At 35.5% G+C, this 16,015-nt stretch carries 17 protein-coding genes and 1 tRNA gene; 11 read left to right on the forward strand and 7 right to left on the reverse strand.

Features of this window, described 5'->3' with window-relative positions; translation table 11 throughout:
• Window positions 1-5: 5 nt before the first annotated feature.
• Genes rplI through AC6EIW_RS07440 form a run of 4 tightly spaced genes read left to right on the forward strand, consistent with a single transcriptional unit; the run spans window position 6 to window position 4,538 of the window.
• Window positions 6-464: a 50S ribosomal protein L9 gene (rplI, locus tag AC6EIW_RS07425; protein ID WP_498461703.1), complete on the forward strand. Its 459-nt coding sequence runs from the start codon at window positions 6-8 to the stop codon at window positions 462-464.
• Between the two features lie 57 nt (window positions 465-521).
• Window positions 522-1,940 (forward strand): replicative DNA helicase, encoded by a 1,419-nt coding sequence (gene dnaB / locus AC6EIW_RS07430; protein WP_498520038.1) that lies wholly within the window; start codon window positions 522-524, stop codon window positions 1,938-1,940.
• 34 nt (window positions 1,941-1,974) lie between these two features.
• Window positions 1,975-3,945, forward strand: coding sequence for a tRNA uridine-5-carboxymethylaminomethyl(34) synthesis enzyme MnmG (gene mnmG / locus AC6EIW_RS07435; RefSeq protein WP_498520039.1), 1,971 nt, complete (start codon window positions 1,975-1,977; stop codon window positions 3,943-3,945).
• Window positions 3,946-3,950: 5 nt separating this feature from the next.
• Entirely contained in the window at window positions 3,951-4,538 is a 588-nt protein-coding gene (locus AC6EIW_RS07440; RefSeq protein WP_498520040.1) for a chorismate lyase, read from the forward strand.
• 6 nt (window positions 4,539-4,544) lie between these two features.
• Here the strand turns inward: AC6EIW_RS07440 and AC6EIW_RS07445 are convergent, their stop codons facing one another.
• Together AC6EIW_RS07445 and AC6EIW_RS07450 are read right to left on the reverse strand one after the other, a co-directional pair.
• On the reverse strand, window positions 4,545-5,078 hold the full coding sequence (locus tag AC6EIW_RS07445) for an RNA helicase (protein ID WP_498520041.1): 534 nt from the start codon (window positions 5,076-5,078) through the stop codon (window positions 4,545-4,547).
• Window positions 5,079-5,167: 89 nt separating this feature from the next.
• Window positions 5,168-5,716 (reverse strand): SprT family zinc-dependent metalloprotease, encoded by a 549-nt coding sequence (locus AC6EIW_RS07450; RefSeq protein ID WP_498520042.1) that lies wholly within the window; start codon window positions 5,714-5,716, stop codon window positions 5,168-5,170.
• A 118-nt stretch (window positions 5,717-5,834) separates the two neighbouring features.
• Between AC6EIW_RS07450 and AC6EIW_RS07455 the strand changes: the two genes are divergently transcribed.
• Genes AC6EIW_RS07455 through AC6EIW_RS07465 form a run of 3 tightly spaced genes read left to right on the forward strand, consistent with a single transcriptional unit; the run spans window position 5,835 to window position 8,525 of the window.
• A complete protein-coding gene (locus AC6EIW_RS07455) occupies window positions 5,835-6,257 on the forward strand; it encodes a hypothetical protein (protein ID WP_498520043.1) in 423 nt (140 codons plus the stop codon).
• A gap of 17 nt (window positions 6,258-6,274) precedes the next feature.
• Window positions 6,275-8,347: an NAD-dependent DNA ligase LigA gene (gene ligA, locus AC6EIW_RS07460; RefSeq protein WP_498520044.1), complete on the forward strand. Its 2,073-nt coding sequence runs from the start codon at window positions 6,275-6,277 to the stop codon at window positions 8,345-8,347.
• A gap of 19 nt (window positions 8,348-8,366) precedes the next feature.
• On the forward strand, window positions 8,367-8,525 hold the full coding sequence (locus AC6EIW_RS07465) for a hypothetical protein (RefSeq protein ID WP_498520045.1): 159 nt from the start codon (window positions 8,367-8,369) through the stop codon (window positions 8,523-8,525).
• Between the two features lies 1 nt (window position 8,526).
• Here the strand turns inward: AC6EIW_RS07465 and AC6EIW_RS07470 are convergent, their stop codons facing one another.
• The 3 genes from AC6EIW_RS07470 to AC6EIW_RS07480 all read right to left on the reverse strand — a co-directional run bounded on the left by AC6EIW_RS07470 (window position 8,527) and on the right by AC6EIW_RS07480 (window position 12,487).
• Window positions 8,527-9,144 (reverse strand): TVP38/TMEM64 family protein, encoded by a 618-nt coding sequence (locus AC6EIW_RS07470; protein WP_498520046.1) that lies wholly within the window; start codon window positions 9,142-9,144, stop codon window positions 8,527-8,529.
• Window positions 9,145-9,156: 12 nt separating this feature from the next.
• Entirely contained in the window at window positions 9,157-11,958 is a 2,802-nt protein-coding gene (locus AC6EIW_RS07475) for a valine--tRNA ligase (protein WP_498520047.1), read from the reverse strand.
• Window positions 11,959-12,031: 73 nt separating this feature from the next.
• The gene (locus tag AC6EIW_RS07480; protein WP_498520048.1) at window positions 12,032-12,487 is read right to left on the reverse strand and encodes a protein phosphatase; all 456 of its coding nucleotides are present in this window, start codon (window positions 12,485-12,487) and stop codon (window positions 12,032-12,034) included.
• 63 nt (window positions 12,488-12,550) lie between these two features.
• On the opposite strand from AC6EIW_RS07480, the gene AC6EIW_RS07485 reads away from it, so the two are divergent.
• The gene (locus AC6EIW_RS07485; RefSeq protein ID WP_158467456.1) at window positions 12,551-12,802 is read left to right on the forward strand and encodes a hypothetical protein; all 252 of its coding nucleotides are present in this window, start codon (window positions 12,551-12,553) and stop codon (window positions 12,800-12,802) included.
• A 27-nt stretch (window positions 12,803-12,829) separates the two neighbouring features.
• Here AC6EIW_RS07485 and AC6EIW_RS07490 read toward each other — a convergent pair whose 3' ends face one another.
• Together AC6EIW_RS07490 and AC6EIW_RS07495 are read right to left on the reverse strand one after the other, a co-directional pair.
• The gene (locus tag AC6EIW_RS07490) at window positions 12,830-13,180 is read right to left on the reverse strand and encodes an AIR synthase (RefSeq protein ID WP_498520049.1); all 351 of its coding nucleotides are present in this window, start codon (window positions 13,178-13,180) and stop codon (window positions 12,830-12,832) included.
• A 20-nt stretch (window positions 13,181-13,200) separates the two neighbouring features.
• Window positions 13,201-13,272, reverse strand: a tRNA-Val gene (locus tag AC6EIW_RS07495).
• Window positions 13,273-13,413: 141 nt separating this feature from the next.
• Here AC6EIW_RS07495 and mazG point away from each other — a divergent pair.
• Genes mazG through speB form a run of 3 tightly spaced genes read left to right on the forward strand, consistent with a single transcriptional unit; the run spans window position 13,414 to window position 15,999 of the window.
• Entirely contained in the window at window positions 13,414-14,226 is an 813-nt protein-coding gene (gene mazG, locus AC6EIW_RS07500; RefSeq protein WP_498520050.1) for a nucleoside triphosphate pyrophosphohydrolase, read from the forward strand.
• A gap of 10 nt (window positions 14,227-14,236) precedes the next feature.
• Entirely contained in the window at window positions 14,237-15,103 is an 867-nt protein-coding gene (speE, locus tag AC6EIW_RS07505) for a polyamine aminopropyltransferase (RefSeq protein WP_498520051.1), read from the forward strand.
• Window positions 15,100-15,999, forward strand: coding sequence for an agmatinase (gene speB, locus AC6EIW_RS07510; RefSeq protein WP_498520052.1), 900 nt, complete (start codon window positions 15,100-15,102; stop codon window positions 15,997-15,999). The genes speE and speB overlap by 4 nt, the downstream gene beginning before the upstream one ends.
• Window positions 16,000-16,015: the final 16 nt, after the last annotated feature.

Here is a 16,015-nt window from a genome sequence, read left to right on the forward strand (position 1 = left end):
AATCCATGGCTAAGAGAGTTCAAGTTGTTCTGAATGAAGACATAAAAAGTCTTGGCAAAGATGGTGACCTAGTTGAGGTCGCTCCTGGTTTTGCAAGAAACTTTTTATTACCTAACAAGAAAGCTTTACCAGTAACGCCCACTGTTCTAAAACAAGTTGAACATAGAAGAGCAAAACAAGCCGAAAAAGAAGCTGCTAAAAAGCAAGAAGCAATTGATTTTCAAACAGCTCTTACAACAATTGGAAGGTTTACTGTGAAAAAACAAGTAGGAGAGGATGGAGTCTTATTTGGAACGGTAACAAATGGTGATGTAGCAGAGGCTGTAAAAGAAGCAACTAAAAAGGAAATAGATCGTAGAGACATATCCGTCCCAGAGATACATGGTGTTGGCAAATACAAAGTACAAATCAAGCTTCACAACGAAGTGAATGCTGAAATAAACCTTGAAGTTACTAGTTACTAATAGTTGCATCTTTGGCTGAACAGGCCAAAGTAAGTGTCCTTGTCCAACAAGCAATAAATGATAAGCACCCCCTCTTCAAACAACGGGGATTTTTCAAAACAAACTAGAGATTTTGGAGCTTTTAATAATTCCAAGATTGATAAGCCTCGTTTTGAAGCTCAACCTGATCAGATACCACCACAAAATTTGGAAGCAGAAGAATCTGTTCTTGGTGGAATTTTATTGGATCCTGATGCAATAGGACGAATAGCTGATTTGCTACAAGCTGAAGCTTTTTACATATCTGCTCATCGAGAAATATATAGAACCGCACTAATGCTTCATAGCCAAGGAAAGCCTACAGATTTAACAGCTATGAGTGCTTGGCTAGCCGATACAAATTCTTTAGAAAAAGTTGGAGGAAATAATCGATTAGTTGAACTTGTTGAGAGGGTTACATCTACAGCCTCAATCGAACAAGTTGCTAAATTAATTAGCGATAAATTTCTGCGCAGACAACTCATCAAATCAGGGAATGATGTGATCAAATTAGGTTTTGATCAAAGCCTCCCAATGGAAGAGGCCATTGATCAAGCTGAGCAGAAAATCTTTGCTATTAGCCAAGAACAACCATCAAAAGGTTTAACACCTACTGCAGAAATCCTGACAAGTACCTTCAATGAAATAGAAAGTAGATCGCTTGGCACATCAGTAGCAGGAATACCAGTTAATTTTTACGATCTGGATGCAATGACCCAAGGACTTCAAAGGAGCGATCTGATAATTGTTGCAGGACGACCGGCAATGGGAAAAACTTCAATTGTTTTGAATTTGGCTAAAAACGTAGCTCAACTTCATGATCTACCTGTTTGTGTATTCAGTCTTGAGATGAGTAAAGAGCAACTGACTTACAGACTGCTTTCAAGCGAGGTAGGTATTGAAAGCAGTAGATTAAGGACAGGGCGTTTGCAACAAGATGAATGGCCATTACTTGGTCAAGGTATTAACACTCTTGGTCAATTACCAATATTCATTGACGATAAACCAAATTCAAGTGTTCTTGAAATGAGGTCATTATGTCGTCGCCTAATCGCTGAGCAAGGCAAAGAGCTAGGACTAATTGTGATTGATTATCTACAACTAATGGAGGGTACCTCGCCAGATAATCGAGTTCAAGAAATCTCAAGAATTACTCGAGGTCTTAAAGGCATGGCAAGAGAACTGAAAGTTCCTGTCATCGCTTTATCTCAATTAAGTAGAGGAGTTGAATCAAGAACAAATAAAAGACCAATGCTCAGTGATCTTCGTGAATCAGGTTCTATTGAACAAGATGCGGACTTGGTCCTAATGATTTATAGGGATGAGTATTACAATCCAGAAACTACTGATAAAGGAATTACAGAAGTTATCGTGACAAAACATCGAAATGGGCCTGTTGGAACAGTTAAATTACTTTTCGAACCCCAATTTACTAGATTTAGAAACCTTGCCGCTTAATTTTTCGAAAAAAAAATTCCTAAATGCTTAATTGATGGTTACTAAACAATCCTCAAATGAAAGTTTTGATGTAATTGTTGTTGGAGGTGGTCATGCAGGCTGCGAAGCCGCCCTGACTACTTCCAGATTAGGATTGAATACAGCTTTATTTACACTAAATTTAGATCGAATCGCATGGCAACCATGTAATCCTGCCGTAGGGGGGCCAGCTAAAAGTCAATTAGTTCATGAAGTTGATGCGCTAGGAGGAATAATCGGAAAATTAGCCGATTTAACAGCTCTTCAAAAAAGAGTCCTGAACGCAAGCAGAGGTCCAGCAGTTAGAGCATTAAGAGCACAAACAGACAAGAGATTATATGCCCATGAAATGTTGAAAATTCTTCAAAACGCTCCAAACCTTAAGATTAGAGAAGCAATGGTGACTGGGCTAGAAATTGAACATTATCCCAAAAAGATTGAAGACCATAAGCCAGAAATTCAAGAGAAAATTGGATTTATAAAGGGAGTTAAAACCTATTTTGGAAGCGTTTTTCATGCAAAAGCCGTTGTACTTACAACAGGAACATTTCTAGGAGGCAGAATTTGGATTGGCAATCAATCCATGAGTGCAGGTCGAGCAGGAGAGCAAGCCTCTGAGGGGTTAACTGAAGAATTAAGAAAGTTAGGCTTTACTACTGATCGTTTAAAAACAGGAACACCTGCTCGAATCGACAGAAGAAGTATTGATCTGGATTCTCTTGATGAGCAATTAAGCGATGCTTCCGACAAATTCTTTTCTTTTGATCCTCTTTCCTGGAAAAGTGGAGAACAAATGAGTTGCCACATAACTCGAACAACAAAAGAAACACACCAACTTATTAAAAATAATCTTCATTTAACACCTATTTATGGAGGTTTTATTGATAGTAAAGGCCCAAGATATTGCCCTTCCATTGAAGACAAGATTGTACGTTTTGCTGACAAAGATTCGCACCAAATTTTCCTAGAGCCAGAAGGTCGAGATACTCCAGAAATATATGTACAAGGTTTCTCAACTGGACTGCCAGAAAACTTGCAATTAGAGCTTTTAAGGACTCTGCCAGGCTTACAAAAATGTGTAATGCTTAGACCTGCTTACGCAGTAGAATATGACTATATTCCAGCCACACAATTAGAAGGAACACTAGAAACAAAAAGAGTAAGTGGTTTATTCAGTGCAGGTCAACTAAATGGAACAACAGGGTATGAAGAAGCTGCTGCACAAGGTTTAGTTGCAGGTTTAAATGCTGCAAGATTAGTAAACAATAAAGAAGGAATTATTTTTGAAAGAGAAAGTAGTTATATAGGAACTATGATTGATGATTTAGTTACAAAAGATTTAAAAGAACCATATAGGGTATTAACTAGTAGAAGTGAATATCGATTAATCCTAAGGGGTGATAATGCAGATAGGCGCTTAACCCCCTTAGGTTACAAATTAGGATTAATTGATGAAAGAAGATGGAAAATATTTAATGCTAAGCAAAAGTTGATCGATCAAGAGAAAGAAAGATTAGAAAAAGAACGAATTAAAGAAAGCGATACATGTGCAAAGGAAATATATTCCTCAACTGGAACACCTATCAAAGGTTCAATAACGCTAGCAAATTTCCTTAGAAGAACAAATATTCACTATAAAGACTTAATTAATTATCATTTAGCCTCCGAAAGTATTCCTTTAGATGTTGAAGAAGGAGTTGAAATAGATATCAAGTATACCGGTTATTTAGAACGACAAAAAGCTCAAATAAACCAATTTAAACAACAAAGTAAAAAATTATTACCAAAAAATTTAAACTATAATAATATAAAAACACTTTCGAAAGAAGCAAGAGAAAAATTAACAATTTCTCAGCCGAAAAGCCTTGGGCATGCCGCTCAACTCCCTGGTGTGAGCAAAGCTGACCTTACTGCACTTCTTGTATGGTTAAAAATAGAGCAAATGAAAAAAACTGAGAGAAAAGATCAACTTAAAATAACAAGCTGATAAAAGTGAATTCACACCAATCTCAATTACCTTCCCCTGAAGTAATTTGGAAAGCCTCGAAAGAAAGTGTTCTTTCAGGAAAAGGTAACTACAAACTATCTGGAGCATGGCAGTTAATGCTACTTGGTGATGGCAGCCCAACCAGGCATCTGAAGCTTTTAACAGGACATGAGGTTGCCATAAAGGTCATATCTATGGCTATGGAAAATAATAATCAAAATGGAGTTCCAGAAGAAGTTAATGAGCTTGAGCCACCTTTAATAAGAAGACAAGTTTGGCTTACATGTGGAGATTTAACACTGGCATGGGCTGAAAGCTGGTGGAATTATCAAGAAGCAGAAAAACATCTACAAAATAAGGATCAACCAATCTGGAAAAGCTTGACCCAAGGACGCTCAGAACTTTTTAGAGAAGTAGATGGATTAGGATTAGTTAATGCGAAGTGGCTGAAAGTAGAATTTAATGAAGATGGTCCTTTTTGGAGCCGACATTATCGTTTTTTTCGTCAACAAAAAGAATTAACTGTAATCAGAGAAGTTTTCAGCCCTAAGCTAGAAAAGTGGTTAGGACCAATACCAAGAAAAGCTTTTTAAAAACAACTAATACTTTTTTCGATTAGATCTTGGTATGTTTTTTCTTCTTTGAGGAGTTCGCTCGTTTAGAGAAAAATCTTCTATGTCAGGTTCATTTTGCTTCATTAAATTATCTTTTCTTTCCCACTTATTTAATTTAAAAGATTGATCATCTGGCCATTCATCCAGTTCGTCTGGATTTTTTCTCCTTCCTTCAATCTGAGGCGGTAAAGCTTTAGGAGCTCTTAAGGAAATAGCGCTTAATGGTCTTTTTACATCGTTTGTATTTTCTTGAAAAGATTCATCATCCAAGTCTTCAACATCGAACCAATCATCATCATCTTCAAAAAACCAATCAATTTTCTCTTCCATCCAACGACCAACTTTTTCAAAATTTGCTGAGGTGTCTTTATCATTCCATCCTCTCCTTCTTTGACCAGGGCGATTGCCTGCAACTCCATCTACCACCTGTTTCCCTGTTTGTATCCATTGATCCATTCTGCGATCAAGGGGTGCCCGAGATCGCTGGCGAATTTGATGACGATTTTTATATGATTTCATTTTCTAAATTTAACGCTTTTAAACCAACTAGTGAAACAACGTAATGATGAAATTTTTCCAAAATTACCAAAAAAGCCAATGAAAAATTTTTATGTACTTGTAGAAAAAGGTTGAAATTCAAGTACACATTTTTGATCCCATCGACCTTCAAAATAACTATTGCAACAGCTCCTACAGGCAGCCCCTTTAACAATACGACTGTAACTAAAACTTCTTTTACATGAAGGGCAAGTTGCCACCCATTTAGGGGTTTTTTTTGAAACTGGGAAAGAATGACGAACTGTTACCTGAAAATCATTTTGAAGAGAATTGATCTCGGCCATACGTTGATGAAAATTTGGGCCATGCGCCTCTTCAACTTTTAGTACAAGATCTATCCATGCATGAATCATTTCATGGCATAAGGTACTCATCAATGCGTTCTGTGGAAGATTCTCTAATACTGGTCTAGATAGAATTATTTCACTAGCTTTCACTCCGAAAAAATTCGTTTGTCGTTTGTACATCCCAGCCGTAGTACGCATACGGCCATCACTCCAACGCACAGAGACTCGAGGAACTCCTTTCTCAAACAGAGAGTTCTCAAAAAATTGTCTGTTTAATTTTAGAAACAATGGTAAAACAGGTATTAAAGACATTGATCCAGAGAACTCATTGGCTTTATTATTCCGATAACATTCTGTCTGACTATCAATAACAAACAAGCTAATCTCATGGCTAATAAGTCAGAATATTTAACTAAACGGAATTAAAAAAATGGATGGTGCTCTTGTCAAAGCAATTGGATTAAAAGCTCTCTTGGTTGGAGTTGGTGCACTTCTACTTTTTTGGACTTTTAACGCAATTAAACTCGTAATAAGTGCGAGAGGCATTAATCCTCTTGTAAAAAAGTTTTTTGATCAGATTGCAGCTGGTCGAATAGATGGAGCCTATAGACTTACGACAAAAGCTTATAAAACACATGTCAATAGACAAGACTTCATCAAATTTTTGGGTAGCTTGCAACTAAATCGTTATAGGAACTTGAAGTCAGGGCGCCCAAGGATAGAAGACAATCAAATAATGCTCACACTAAGCTTGAAATCAGAAGATAAAAAAAATGAAATGCCGCTGGACTTCACTTTTATTAAAATCAACGAAAATTGGCAAATAGATCGTATTGCCAAGGCCAATACTTAATGAAGCAAATGTGATAAGTGAATTCAAACTTGAATCAAAATTATGAACGTGCCAAGGAGCTTAGAGCTTTACTCAACAAAGCAAATTACTCTTACTATGTATTAGATACACCAGAGATAGAAGATGCTGTTTATGATCAACTTTACCGAGAATTAATTGAAATTGAAAATATCCACCCATCATTAGTTACTAATGATAGCCCTTCCCAGAGATTAGGAGGCGTTCCTTCTAAAGGTTTCAAAAATGTTGAGCATAATATTCCTCTTTTAAGCCTAGATAATGCTTTCAATATAAATGAATTAGAAGCATGGTACTCAAGAATCAAAAAATTAATAAGCTCTCAAAATAAAAATACTAAAGAGTTTGATAATCCAGAACTAATATGTGAATTAAAAATTGATGGAAATGCTATTTCACTTAGATACGAAAATGGAATTTTAACTAAAGCAGCTACTCGCGGAGATGGAAAAAATGGAGAAGATATCACTACTAATATCAGAACAATTTCTACAATTCCATTAAGTTTACTACTAGAAAATCCACCTACTTGGATTGAAATTAGAGGCGAAGCTTTCATGCCTAATAATATATTTAAAAAACTCAATATTGAGAGAAAAAATACTGATCAAGCACTGTTCGCCAATCCTAGAAACTCTTGTGCAGGAACATTAAGACAATTAGATCCAAAAATAGTTGCATCTAGAAAACTTGACTTCTTCGCATATAGTCTTTATTTACCAGAAAATTGGGAACCAACTGATAACAATTTAAAAAAACCAAAGTCTCAATCTGAATCACTTGAGTTTTTAAAAAATATTGGTTTTAAAGTTAACCCTAAATATGAAGCAAAAAAAACTTTATTTGAAGCAAACAGCTTTTACAAGTATTGGGAAATTGAAAAAGATTCTTTAGCATATGCAACTGATGGAATAGTAGTAAAAATAGATAATTTTGAAATACAAAATTCCTTAGGTGCAACAAATAAAGCTCCAAGATGGGCCATTGCTGTAAAATATACAGCAGAAGAGAAAGCGACTAAATTAAAAAAACTAATTTTCCAAGTAGGACGCTCTGGTGCTATTACTCCCGTAGCAGAGTTTGAATCGATAGAACTTGCAGGAACCTCTGTGAATCGTGCAACTCTTCATAATAAAAAAAGACTTTCCTCTTTAGATCTTCATTACGAAGACACAATTATTGTTCGAAAAGCTGGAGAAATTATTCCTGAGGTTATTAGAGTTATCAAAGAATTTAGAACAGTTGATTCAAAATTAGTAGAATTTCCTAAAAACTGCCCAGCATGTAATTCCAATTTAATTCAAGAAGGAAACGAAGTAATAACGAAATGTATTAATTCAAAATGCCCAGCAAAATTAAAAGGTCTTTTACGTCATTGGGTCAGTAAAGGATCCATGAACATAGAAGGATTAGGTGAAAAAATTATTAATCAATTAGTAAATGAAGGATATGTGAAGTCAATCGCAGATTTATACAAACTTGAAATTGATTCCCTTTTAGAACTTGAAAGATTTGGTGAAAAATCTGCAAATAATTTACTCACAGAAATTAACGAATCTAAAAACAAAGATTGGCACAAACAGCTCTACGGTTTAGGGATACCTCATATAGGAGAAGCAAATGCTAAATCTCTTTCAAAAAACTTTCATAGCATTGAAGAACTTAATACTGTTGCAAAGGAGGCACCAAAAAACATATCCAATATTTATGGATTTGGGAATGAAATGAAAGATGCGATAATTAAATGGTTTGATGATTCTAATAATCAAACCTTAATTAAAGAATTAAAAGAAATCGGATTCTCCCTCAAAGAGAGTTTAGAGTCAAACTACAACTCAAATAAATCGAATATTTTTGATGGTAAAGTTTTTGTCTTAACAGGAACTTTGGATTCGCTTACAAGAGATGAGGCAAAAGAATTGATAGAGAGTGCTGGAGGGAAAGTCAGCTCTTCAATTAGTAAAAAAACTGATTTTTTACTATCAGGAGAAAAAGCGGGTAGTAAATTAAAAAAAGCACAAGAGCTCGGAGTGAAAATAATTAACGAAAATGAATTTAGGCTATTATTGTAAAAATAATTAGAATTTAACAATGGATAAAAATCAAATCTTTTCTTTAATTAAAACAGAATGTGGACGCGCAAAATATGAGATGCTGGCTTCTAAAAAAGGTATATTTAATCGGATAAGACTTTATTGGTTTATCGTATTTGCAGCGATTGAAGATTGGAATTTAAAAGCTGATGATTAATCTAGTTTTGAGAATCCTGATTTAGTTTTCTTGTAGAACGTAAAACTAAAATAACAACTAAAATAGTCGATAAAATACTAATTAAGCTCCAAATAAATGAACTAGTATCAGATCTTCCTGAGAGTACTTCACCAAAACTTGAAACTTTGAGTGCTAAAGAACCTAAGCTACAATACAAAATTGTACCTGGTAATATACCAATCATTCCAAGAGTAAAATCACGAAGTTTTACCTCACTCAAGCCATATGTAAAATTAAGTAAGCCAAATGGAAAAAGAGGAGAAAGTCTTGTGAGAAGAATAACTTTTAGACCCTCGCGTTTAACAGCTTTCTCCATTATTTGAACTTTTGGAAAATTGGAGACCTTTTTTTGAGCCCATTCTTTTAAAAAAGTTCTCCCTAAATAAAAAGTTAAATGAGCTCCAAGAAAAGCACCTACAAACACAACCGAACTTCCAAGCCAGGTGCCGTAGAGAAAGCCAGACAACATGGAAAGCCATGAACCTGGCAACAAAAAAGACACCCAAAAAACATACACCAAAGCAAAAAACAAAATTCCAAAAGGGCTACTTAAAAAAGGAATGAAATTATTAACAATAGTCTCTAAGTTGTTAGACATAGTTTAAAGAGTTCAGTCCAATCCCATTAAACGCTCTTTGACAAGGCGAACTTGCGCTTCTGACTCCGTTAAATTTGCTCTGCATTCCTCAACAACCTCTTTGGGAGCTTTATCAACAAAATTCTTATTTGCCAGACGTCCAGAGAGACTTTCTATTTCCTTTTGTGCTTTGTTTAAATCTTTTTCAAGCCTTGATCGTAAAGAAGCTATATCTATCAATCCTTCAATAGGAAGAACCACCTCTAGCTCGCCACTTACGCCGGCTAGAGCTTTCATAGAAGGTAATGATTTTGCTTGCTCTGGAGATAATATTTGGACTTCCTTAGCCTTAGTCAAAGCAGCAATATCATTGGTTGATGTTTTTAGGGTGTTTTGCAAGACTTCCTTGCCAGAGACCAACATAACAGGAACTTTTTGAGAGGGTTTCAACCCAGCAACTGCTCGTAGATTGCGAATTAATCTGATAGATGCAAATAAATCAGTGAAAGAACTCTCTAAATCAATATTCAAGTCGTGTTCATTTGATTTTGGCCAAGGCTGCAAAGCTAGAAATTGATCTTCAGCTAAACCTGTTAATCCATGCCAAAGCTCCTCTGTTAAATGGGGCATTAAAGGATGAAGCATAATCAAAAGATCACTTAAAACTTTGTATAAAATACTTTTCGCTATTTTTTGATCTAATAATTCATCAGGAGACAAATTTTTTGAAGTATTCAGTCTACGTTTAATTAATTCTAAATACCAATCACAAAAATCATTCCAAGCAAACTCATATAATCCCTTAGCCGCCTCTCCTAGAGCATAATTTTCATATCGATTAGCAGTCTCGCGATTGACTCGAGCAAGCCTTGATAAAATCCACTTATCTGATAATTGCAACTGAAAAGAATCATATTTCTCCAAATTTTCAAAATCTTGATCCTCAAGATTGATAAGAGCAAATCTAGTTGCATTCCAAAGCTTATTAGCAAAATTTCGGGAGGCCTCAACCGTTGCTGAAGTTTGATTTTTACGATCAAAATCAAGACGTATATCTTGACCAGCGCCTGCAACTTCACGAACAAGAGCAAACCTCAAAGCATCTGTTCCATATCTTTCTATTAGTAATAAAGGATCAATACCATTTCCTGCACTTTTACTCATCTTTCGATTCTGCTCATCTCTAACAAGTCCATGAATGTAGACATCAGAAAATGGCATCTTCTCCGTAAAGACTCCAGCCATCATTGTCATTCTTGCTACCCAAAAGAAAATAATGTCAAAGCCAGTAACCAGAGTATTTGTGGGATACCAGCGTTGAAAATCAGGATGTGTTTCATCAGGCCAACCTAATGTAGAAAAAGGCCATAAACCGCTGGAAAACCATGTATCTAGAACATCTTCATCTTGCTCAATTTTGACTGAATCTCCATATTTTTCTCGTGCTAATTTCTTCGCTTCATCTTCTGTCCGAGCAACAATGTACGGTGTTTCATTAACAACTTTATTATCTGTTTGACTAATTACAAACCAAGCCGGAATGCGATGTCCCCACCACAATTGTCTACTAATACACCAATCTCTTATATCAGTTAACCAATCTCGATAAACTTTAGACCATCTATTAGGAATAAATTTAGGTTGTCCTTTATCAAAAAAATCAGAACAACTAGTCGCAAGAGTATCCATTTTGACAAACCACTGAGTGGAAAGAAGCGGCTCTACTGGTACTTTCCCCCTATCAGAGAAAGGAACACTATGTTTATAAGCTTCAATCTTTGTTAAAAGACCAATTTCCTTTAAAGAATTAATAACAGCTTCACGAGCCTCAAAACGATCAAGGCCTTCAAATTGACCAGCGTTATGATTCATAGTTCCTTTTTTAGTCATGACTGTTATTTGAGGTAAGTCATGTCTTTGGCCTATCTCAAAATCATTAGGATCATGAGCTGGAGTAACTTTGACACATCCAGTTCCAAAATCTTTATCTACATGAGGGTCTCCAATAACGGGAATAGTTCTACCAACAAGAGGCAAAGTAACTTTCTCCCCTATGAGATCTTTATATCTTTCGTCTGATGGGTTCACCGCAACTGCGACATCACCAAGCATCGTCTCAGGACGTGTAGTCGCTACTTCTAAATAACTAATTTTTCTTGCACTTGATACAGATGATCTGATTAACGGATATCGAAAATGCCATAGATGTCCATCTACTTCTCTCATCTCAACTTCTAAATCACTCACAGCCGAACCTGAGGCAGGGCACCAATTCACTAAATATTCTCCTCTATATATCAATCCCTTCTCATGTAAACGAACAAATGCTTCGGAAACAGCTTTACTCAAGCCCTGATCCAATGTAAATCTCTCTCTACTCCAGTCTACGGAATATCCCAAACGCTTTAATTGATCAACAATTCTTCCACCACTTTTTTCTTTCCACCCCCAAGCTTTTTCCAAAAAGGACGCTCTCCCAAGATCACGACGATTTATACCTTTTTCCTTAAGTTGTCTCTCGAGAATAGTTTGAACTGCAATTGAAGCATGGTCTGTTCCTGGAAGACAAAGAACATTATTTCCTTTTAATCTCTTGTACCTGACAACTGTATCGATTAAAGCGGTATTAAATGCATGCCCCATATGAAGACTCCCTGTGACATTTGGAGGAGGGATAACTACGCAGAATGGATCTCCAGAGGCCTCTGGATCAGCTTTAAAAGCTTCTTTTTCTTCCCAAGCTTTCTGCCAGCGATTTTCAGTGCCAGCTGGATCATATGTTTTAGAAAGCCCTAAGGCTTGCGATAATTTTGTCGTTTTTGCCCGCTCGATCACAGAAAAAAAATGTGTTTAATTTAATTTACTCATTCCCGAGAAAAGTTTTACATCATTCTTGCTTTTCCTAAATTCAAATGTCACTTTTCACATTCCAAGGAATCGAAACAATTGAATCATGCTTTTCCCATTTAGTCGAAGATAGAGAAACCTTTTCACTTAAACCAATCGTTTTTAAGGCTTGAATTATATCAATATCATTAATCTTCTTATCTACAGATATGGGCATTATCAAAACTTGCGCTTCTGCAGGATCAGCCATCACATGTATTGATAAATCTTCTAAAGCTCGTTCAAAAAATATTTTTCTCATTCGACTTGTTAAAGGAGAACCCATGGCTTTCGCAAATAATTCCAGGCTTTCTTTGTCTCCAGAAAGCCCACAATTTAAACTTAACCAGATTAAAAATTTAACCCAACTATCCACGCTCCATAGCGGCTGAAAGCTACCTCGCTTACTATAAATTAATTCCATCAATGCGAACTCAAATGCTTTTGCTTGAATAGACGTGCGAGATATTTGTTCCATAGAAGACATTTTCTCCAACTACAGCCAAACTAGTGTTTATTGTTCATTATCTGTTTATTTGTCATGGATCTGAACGACCCTGAACTTGAGTTCTCTGATCTTGTCTACGCATATCAAAGCTGGGTAATTGCAGTAATCAACGATGAAAAATTAAATAGTAAGGAGAAGTTACTTACAGAAGAAATATCGGATGATGCTTTAAATGCTATGAGATTCTTACCTGGTGAAGTCACCAGCGCAATTGAGACAAGTTTAGCTCGCGTCTATGAAGTTGATTCTGATGAACTTTCTTCAATCTTATTTCCAGAAGAATAGAGTCAATTCTCTAATTGTTTTAAAAAATTATTGAGCTTTTTCAAGTTTTCTAAAGCCTGATCCACATGGAGAAGCTTCTGCCCCTTTTGGCGTGCTAATCAGAAATCCACCTCCACTTAAATCACCAAAATAATTCAGCTTTAGACCTTGAAAAAATAGGACTTGATCTTGGCGAGCATACAAAGTAATCCCGTCAGCTCTTGCGAGGGGAACACCATCATTTTTCCCTGGCCTAATTCTTATAAATTTCCATCCCTCTCCACATTTATCATCAAGTAGATCAATATGCATAACTCCTGGCGATCCAGTAAAAGCAGCTTGCCTATTTAACTCTGCTACTGCTGTTGCTGAAATTTTTAATCCAGGACCATTTTGCATAAATTGAAAAATAATCTAGATGGGCGATCCAGGGTTCGAACCAGGGACATCCTGCTTGTAAGGCAGGCGCTCTACCGCTGAGCTAATCGCCCATACATCTTTTAGTCCAAGGACTAATTCATTTACTTTATACCTCAAGCTGCTCTGATGTTGAGAATTAATCATAATTAGATCAACGATTCAAAAAAAATCGTTTTAGAAGCTTCGTTACAGCTCTCTCAGGACAACTAAAAATGACAAACACAAAACAATTAAACTTAGACAAAAAAATCAATAAACTCATTGCAGTAGTTTCAAACCTAAGAGATCCAATCAATGGTTGTCCTTGGGATCTCAATCAAACTCATCTTTCGTTGATCCCATATGTTTTAGAGGAAGCCTATGAAGTTGCTCACTCAATAAGAGAAGGCAATCCTGACGAATTAAAGGAGGAGCTTGGAGATCTCTTATTACAAATAATTTTGCATGCTCAAATAGCAAAAGAAAAAAACTTATTTGATATGGGAGATATCATTGACATAATCACTGAAAAGCTAATTCGCAGGCATCCACATGTATTTCAAGAAAAAGCAACAGTAAGTATCAAAGAAGTGGAATACTCTTGGGAAAAAATCAAAAATAAAGAGAGACCATCAAATAACTCAAAAACTCCGATTAGTGACCGATTAAAATTAAAGATACGACCTCAACCTTCAACAAAAGCAGCACTAATAATCTCTATTAAAGCCTCAAAAAACGGATTCGAATGGGAAAAAAGTGATCAGATTTGGGATAAATTATATGAAGAATTAGAAGAATTAAAAGTTGCATTAAAAAACGAAAATACTTCCGAGGCTGAAGCTGAAATAGGAGACGTATTATTTACATTGATCAATATTGCAAGATGGCATAAGTTATCTATAGAAGAAGGATTAGCAAAAACTAATAAAAGGTTCCTTGAACGATTAACATATATAGAAGAAAATATAGATGGGGAATTACATTCGCAATCAAAAAAGAAATTAGAAAAATACTGGGAATTAGCGAAGATCAATCTTAAGCATTAATATAGTAATTATGAACGACAAACTAAAAAAAAGTTCAGAGTGGCTTGACGAATATCATCAAGGCGTTAGATATGGGCTACAGGGAAAAGTAATACTAGAAGAGTCAAGTCCTTTTCAAAAGATTACCATATATGAAAGTAAAAGATATGGGACAGCATTATTACTTGATGATTGTTGGATGACCGCAGAAAAGTCTGAAAAGTATTATCACGAATGTCTTATTCATCCTGCCTTGTGTTGTTGTAAACAAATAGATAATATTTTAATTATCGGAGGAGGTGATGGGGGTAGTGCAAAAGAATGTTTAAAATATAAAGATGTTAAATCTATCGATTTAATTGAAATCGATACAAGAGTTATTGAATTAAGTCAAAAGTATTTGCCAACTATTGGAAGTAATGCATGGTCTGATTCAAGATTGAATTTACAAATCAAGAATGGTATTGATTGGGTAAAACATACAAAAGAGAATTCATATGATGTGATTGTTATTGATGGGGCAGATCCTATTGGACCATCCAAAGAATTATTCAGCAATTCTTTCCTAAAAGATTGCAAACGAATACTTAAATCAGGAGGGGTTTTGGCAACACAAAGTGAATCCCCCGAATCTTTTCAGCAAATTCACATAAATATTGTCAAAGTTCTTCGTGAAATTTTTGACTACGCAGATCCAATGTATGGATCTGTATCTATATACCCAAGCGGTTTATGGAGCTGGACATTTGCATCTATGGAGAAGCCAAAATATATGCATCCAATAAAAAGTCGCATAGAAGAGATCTCCGAAAGTTGTCAGATTTGGAGTGAGCGATGGCAAAAAGGAGCATTTAACACTATCCCTGCATTCATAGAAAGGGAGCTAGCAAAGATATGACCAAATTCAACCTCAAAGACCTATCACTTTTTAATAATAATGGTGCAATATTTATGGGTGCACAAAGAGGCATCGAACAATGCAGAGTGTCGCTTTTAGGAGTTCCTTATGATGGGACTTGTTGTTTTAGACCTGGTGCGAGATTTGGTCCTTCTGCTATCAGGGAAGATAGTTATGGAATTGAAACATATTGTCCCCAATTAAATTTAGATTTAGAGGATATAAAATTTGCTGACGTAGGTTCATTAGATGTTCCCATTGGAGATGCAAAGTTAACACTAGATTATATAAGAGATGCTACAGATATTTTACTAAAAAATAATTTAAAGCCGCTTATTATTGGTGGAGAACATTCAATAACAAGTGGGGTTATTAAATCAATAATTACTAATTATCCTGAATTAATCATGCTTCAATTAGATGCTCATGCAGACCTTAGAGATGAATGGTTAGGTAGTAAATTTAGTCATGCATGTACTATGAAAAGATGTTTAGAAATACTACCTAGCAAAAAGATTTTTCAAATAGGAATAAGAAGTGGAACAAAATTAGAATTTCTTGAAATGAATAATACTAAAAGATTAATTCATCATACTTTGGGAGGGAATGGAAAATCTTTAGAAGAGGCCCTCAAAAGATTTAAAGGGACACCAATATATCTAACTTTTGATTTAGATTGGTTTGATCCATCTATAATGCCAGGAACAGGAACTCCTGAGCCAGGAGGCTATTTTTGGGGAGATTTTGCAACAATAATAGATGTGATTAAGTCTCATAACTTAATTGGTGCTGATGTTGTCGAATTATCTCCCAAATTAGATAACACTGGTATTAGTAGTATCCTTGCTGCAAAAGTTATACGTTCATTAATTATGTTATTGGACAAATCATCCTAAAAAATTTAAATTTAAA

The organism is Prochlorococcus sp. MIT2308, assembly GCF_059772345.1.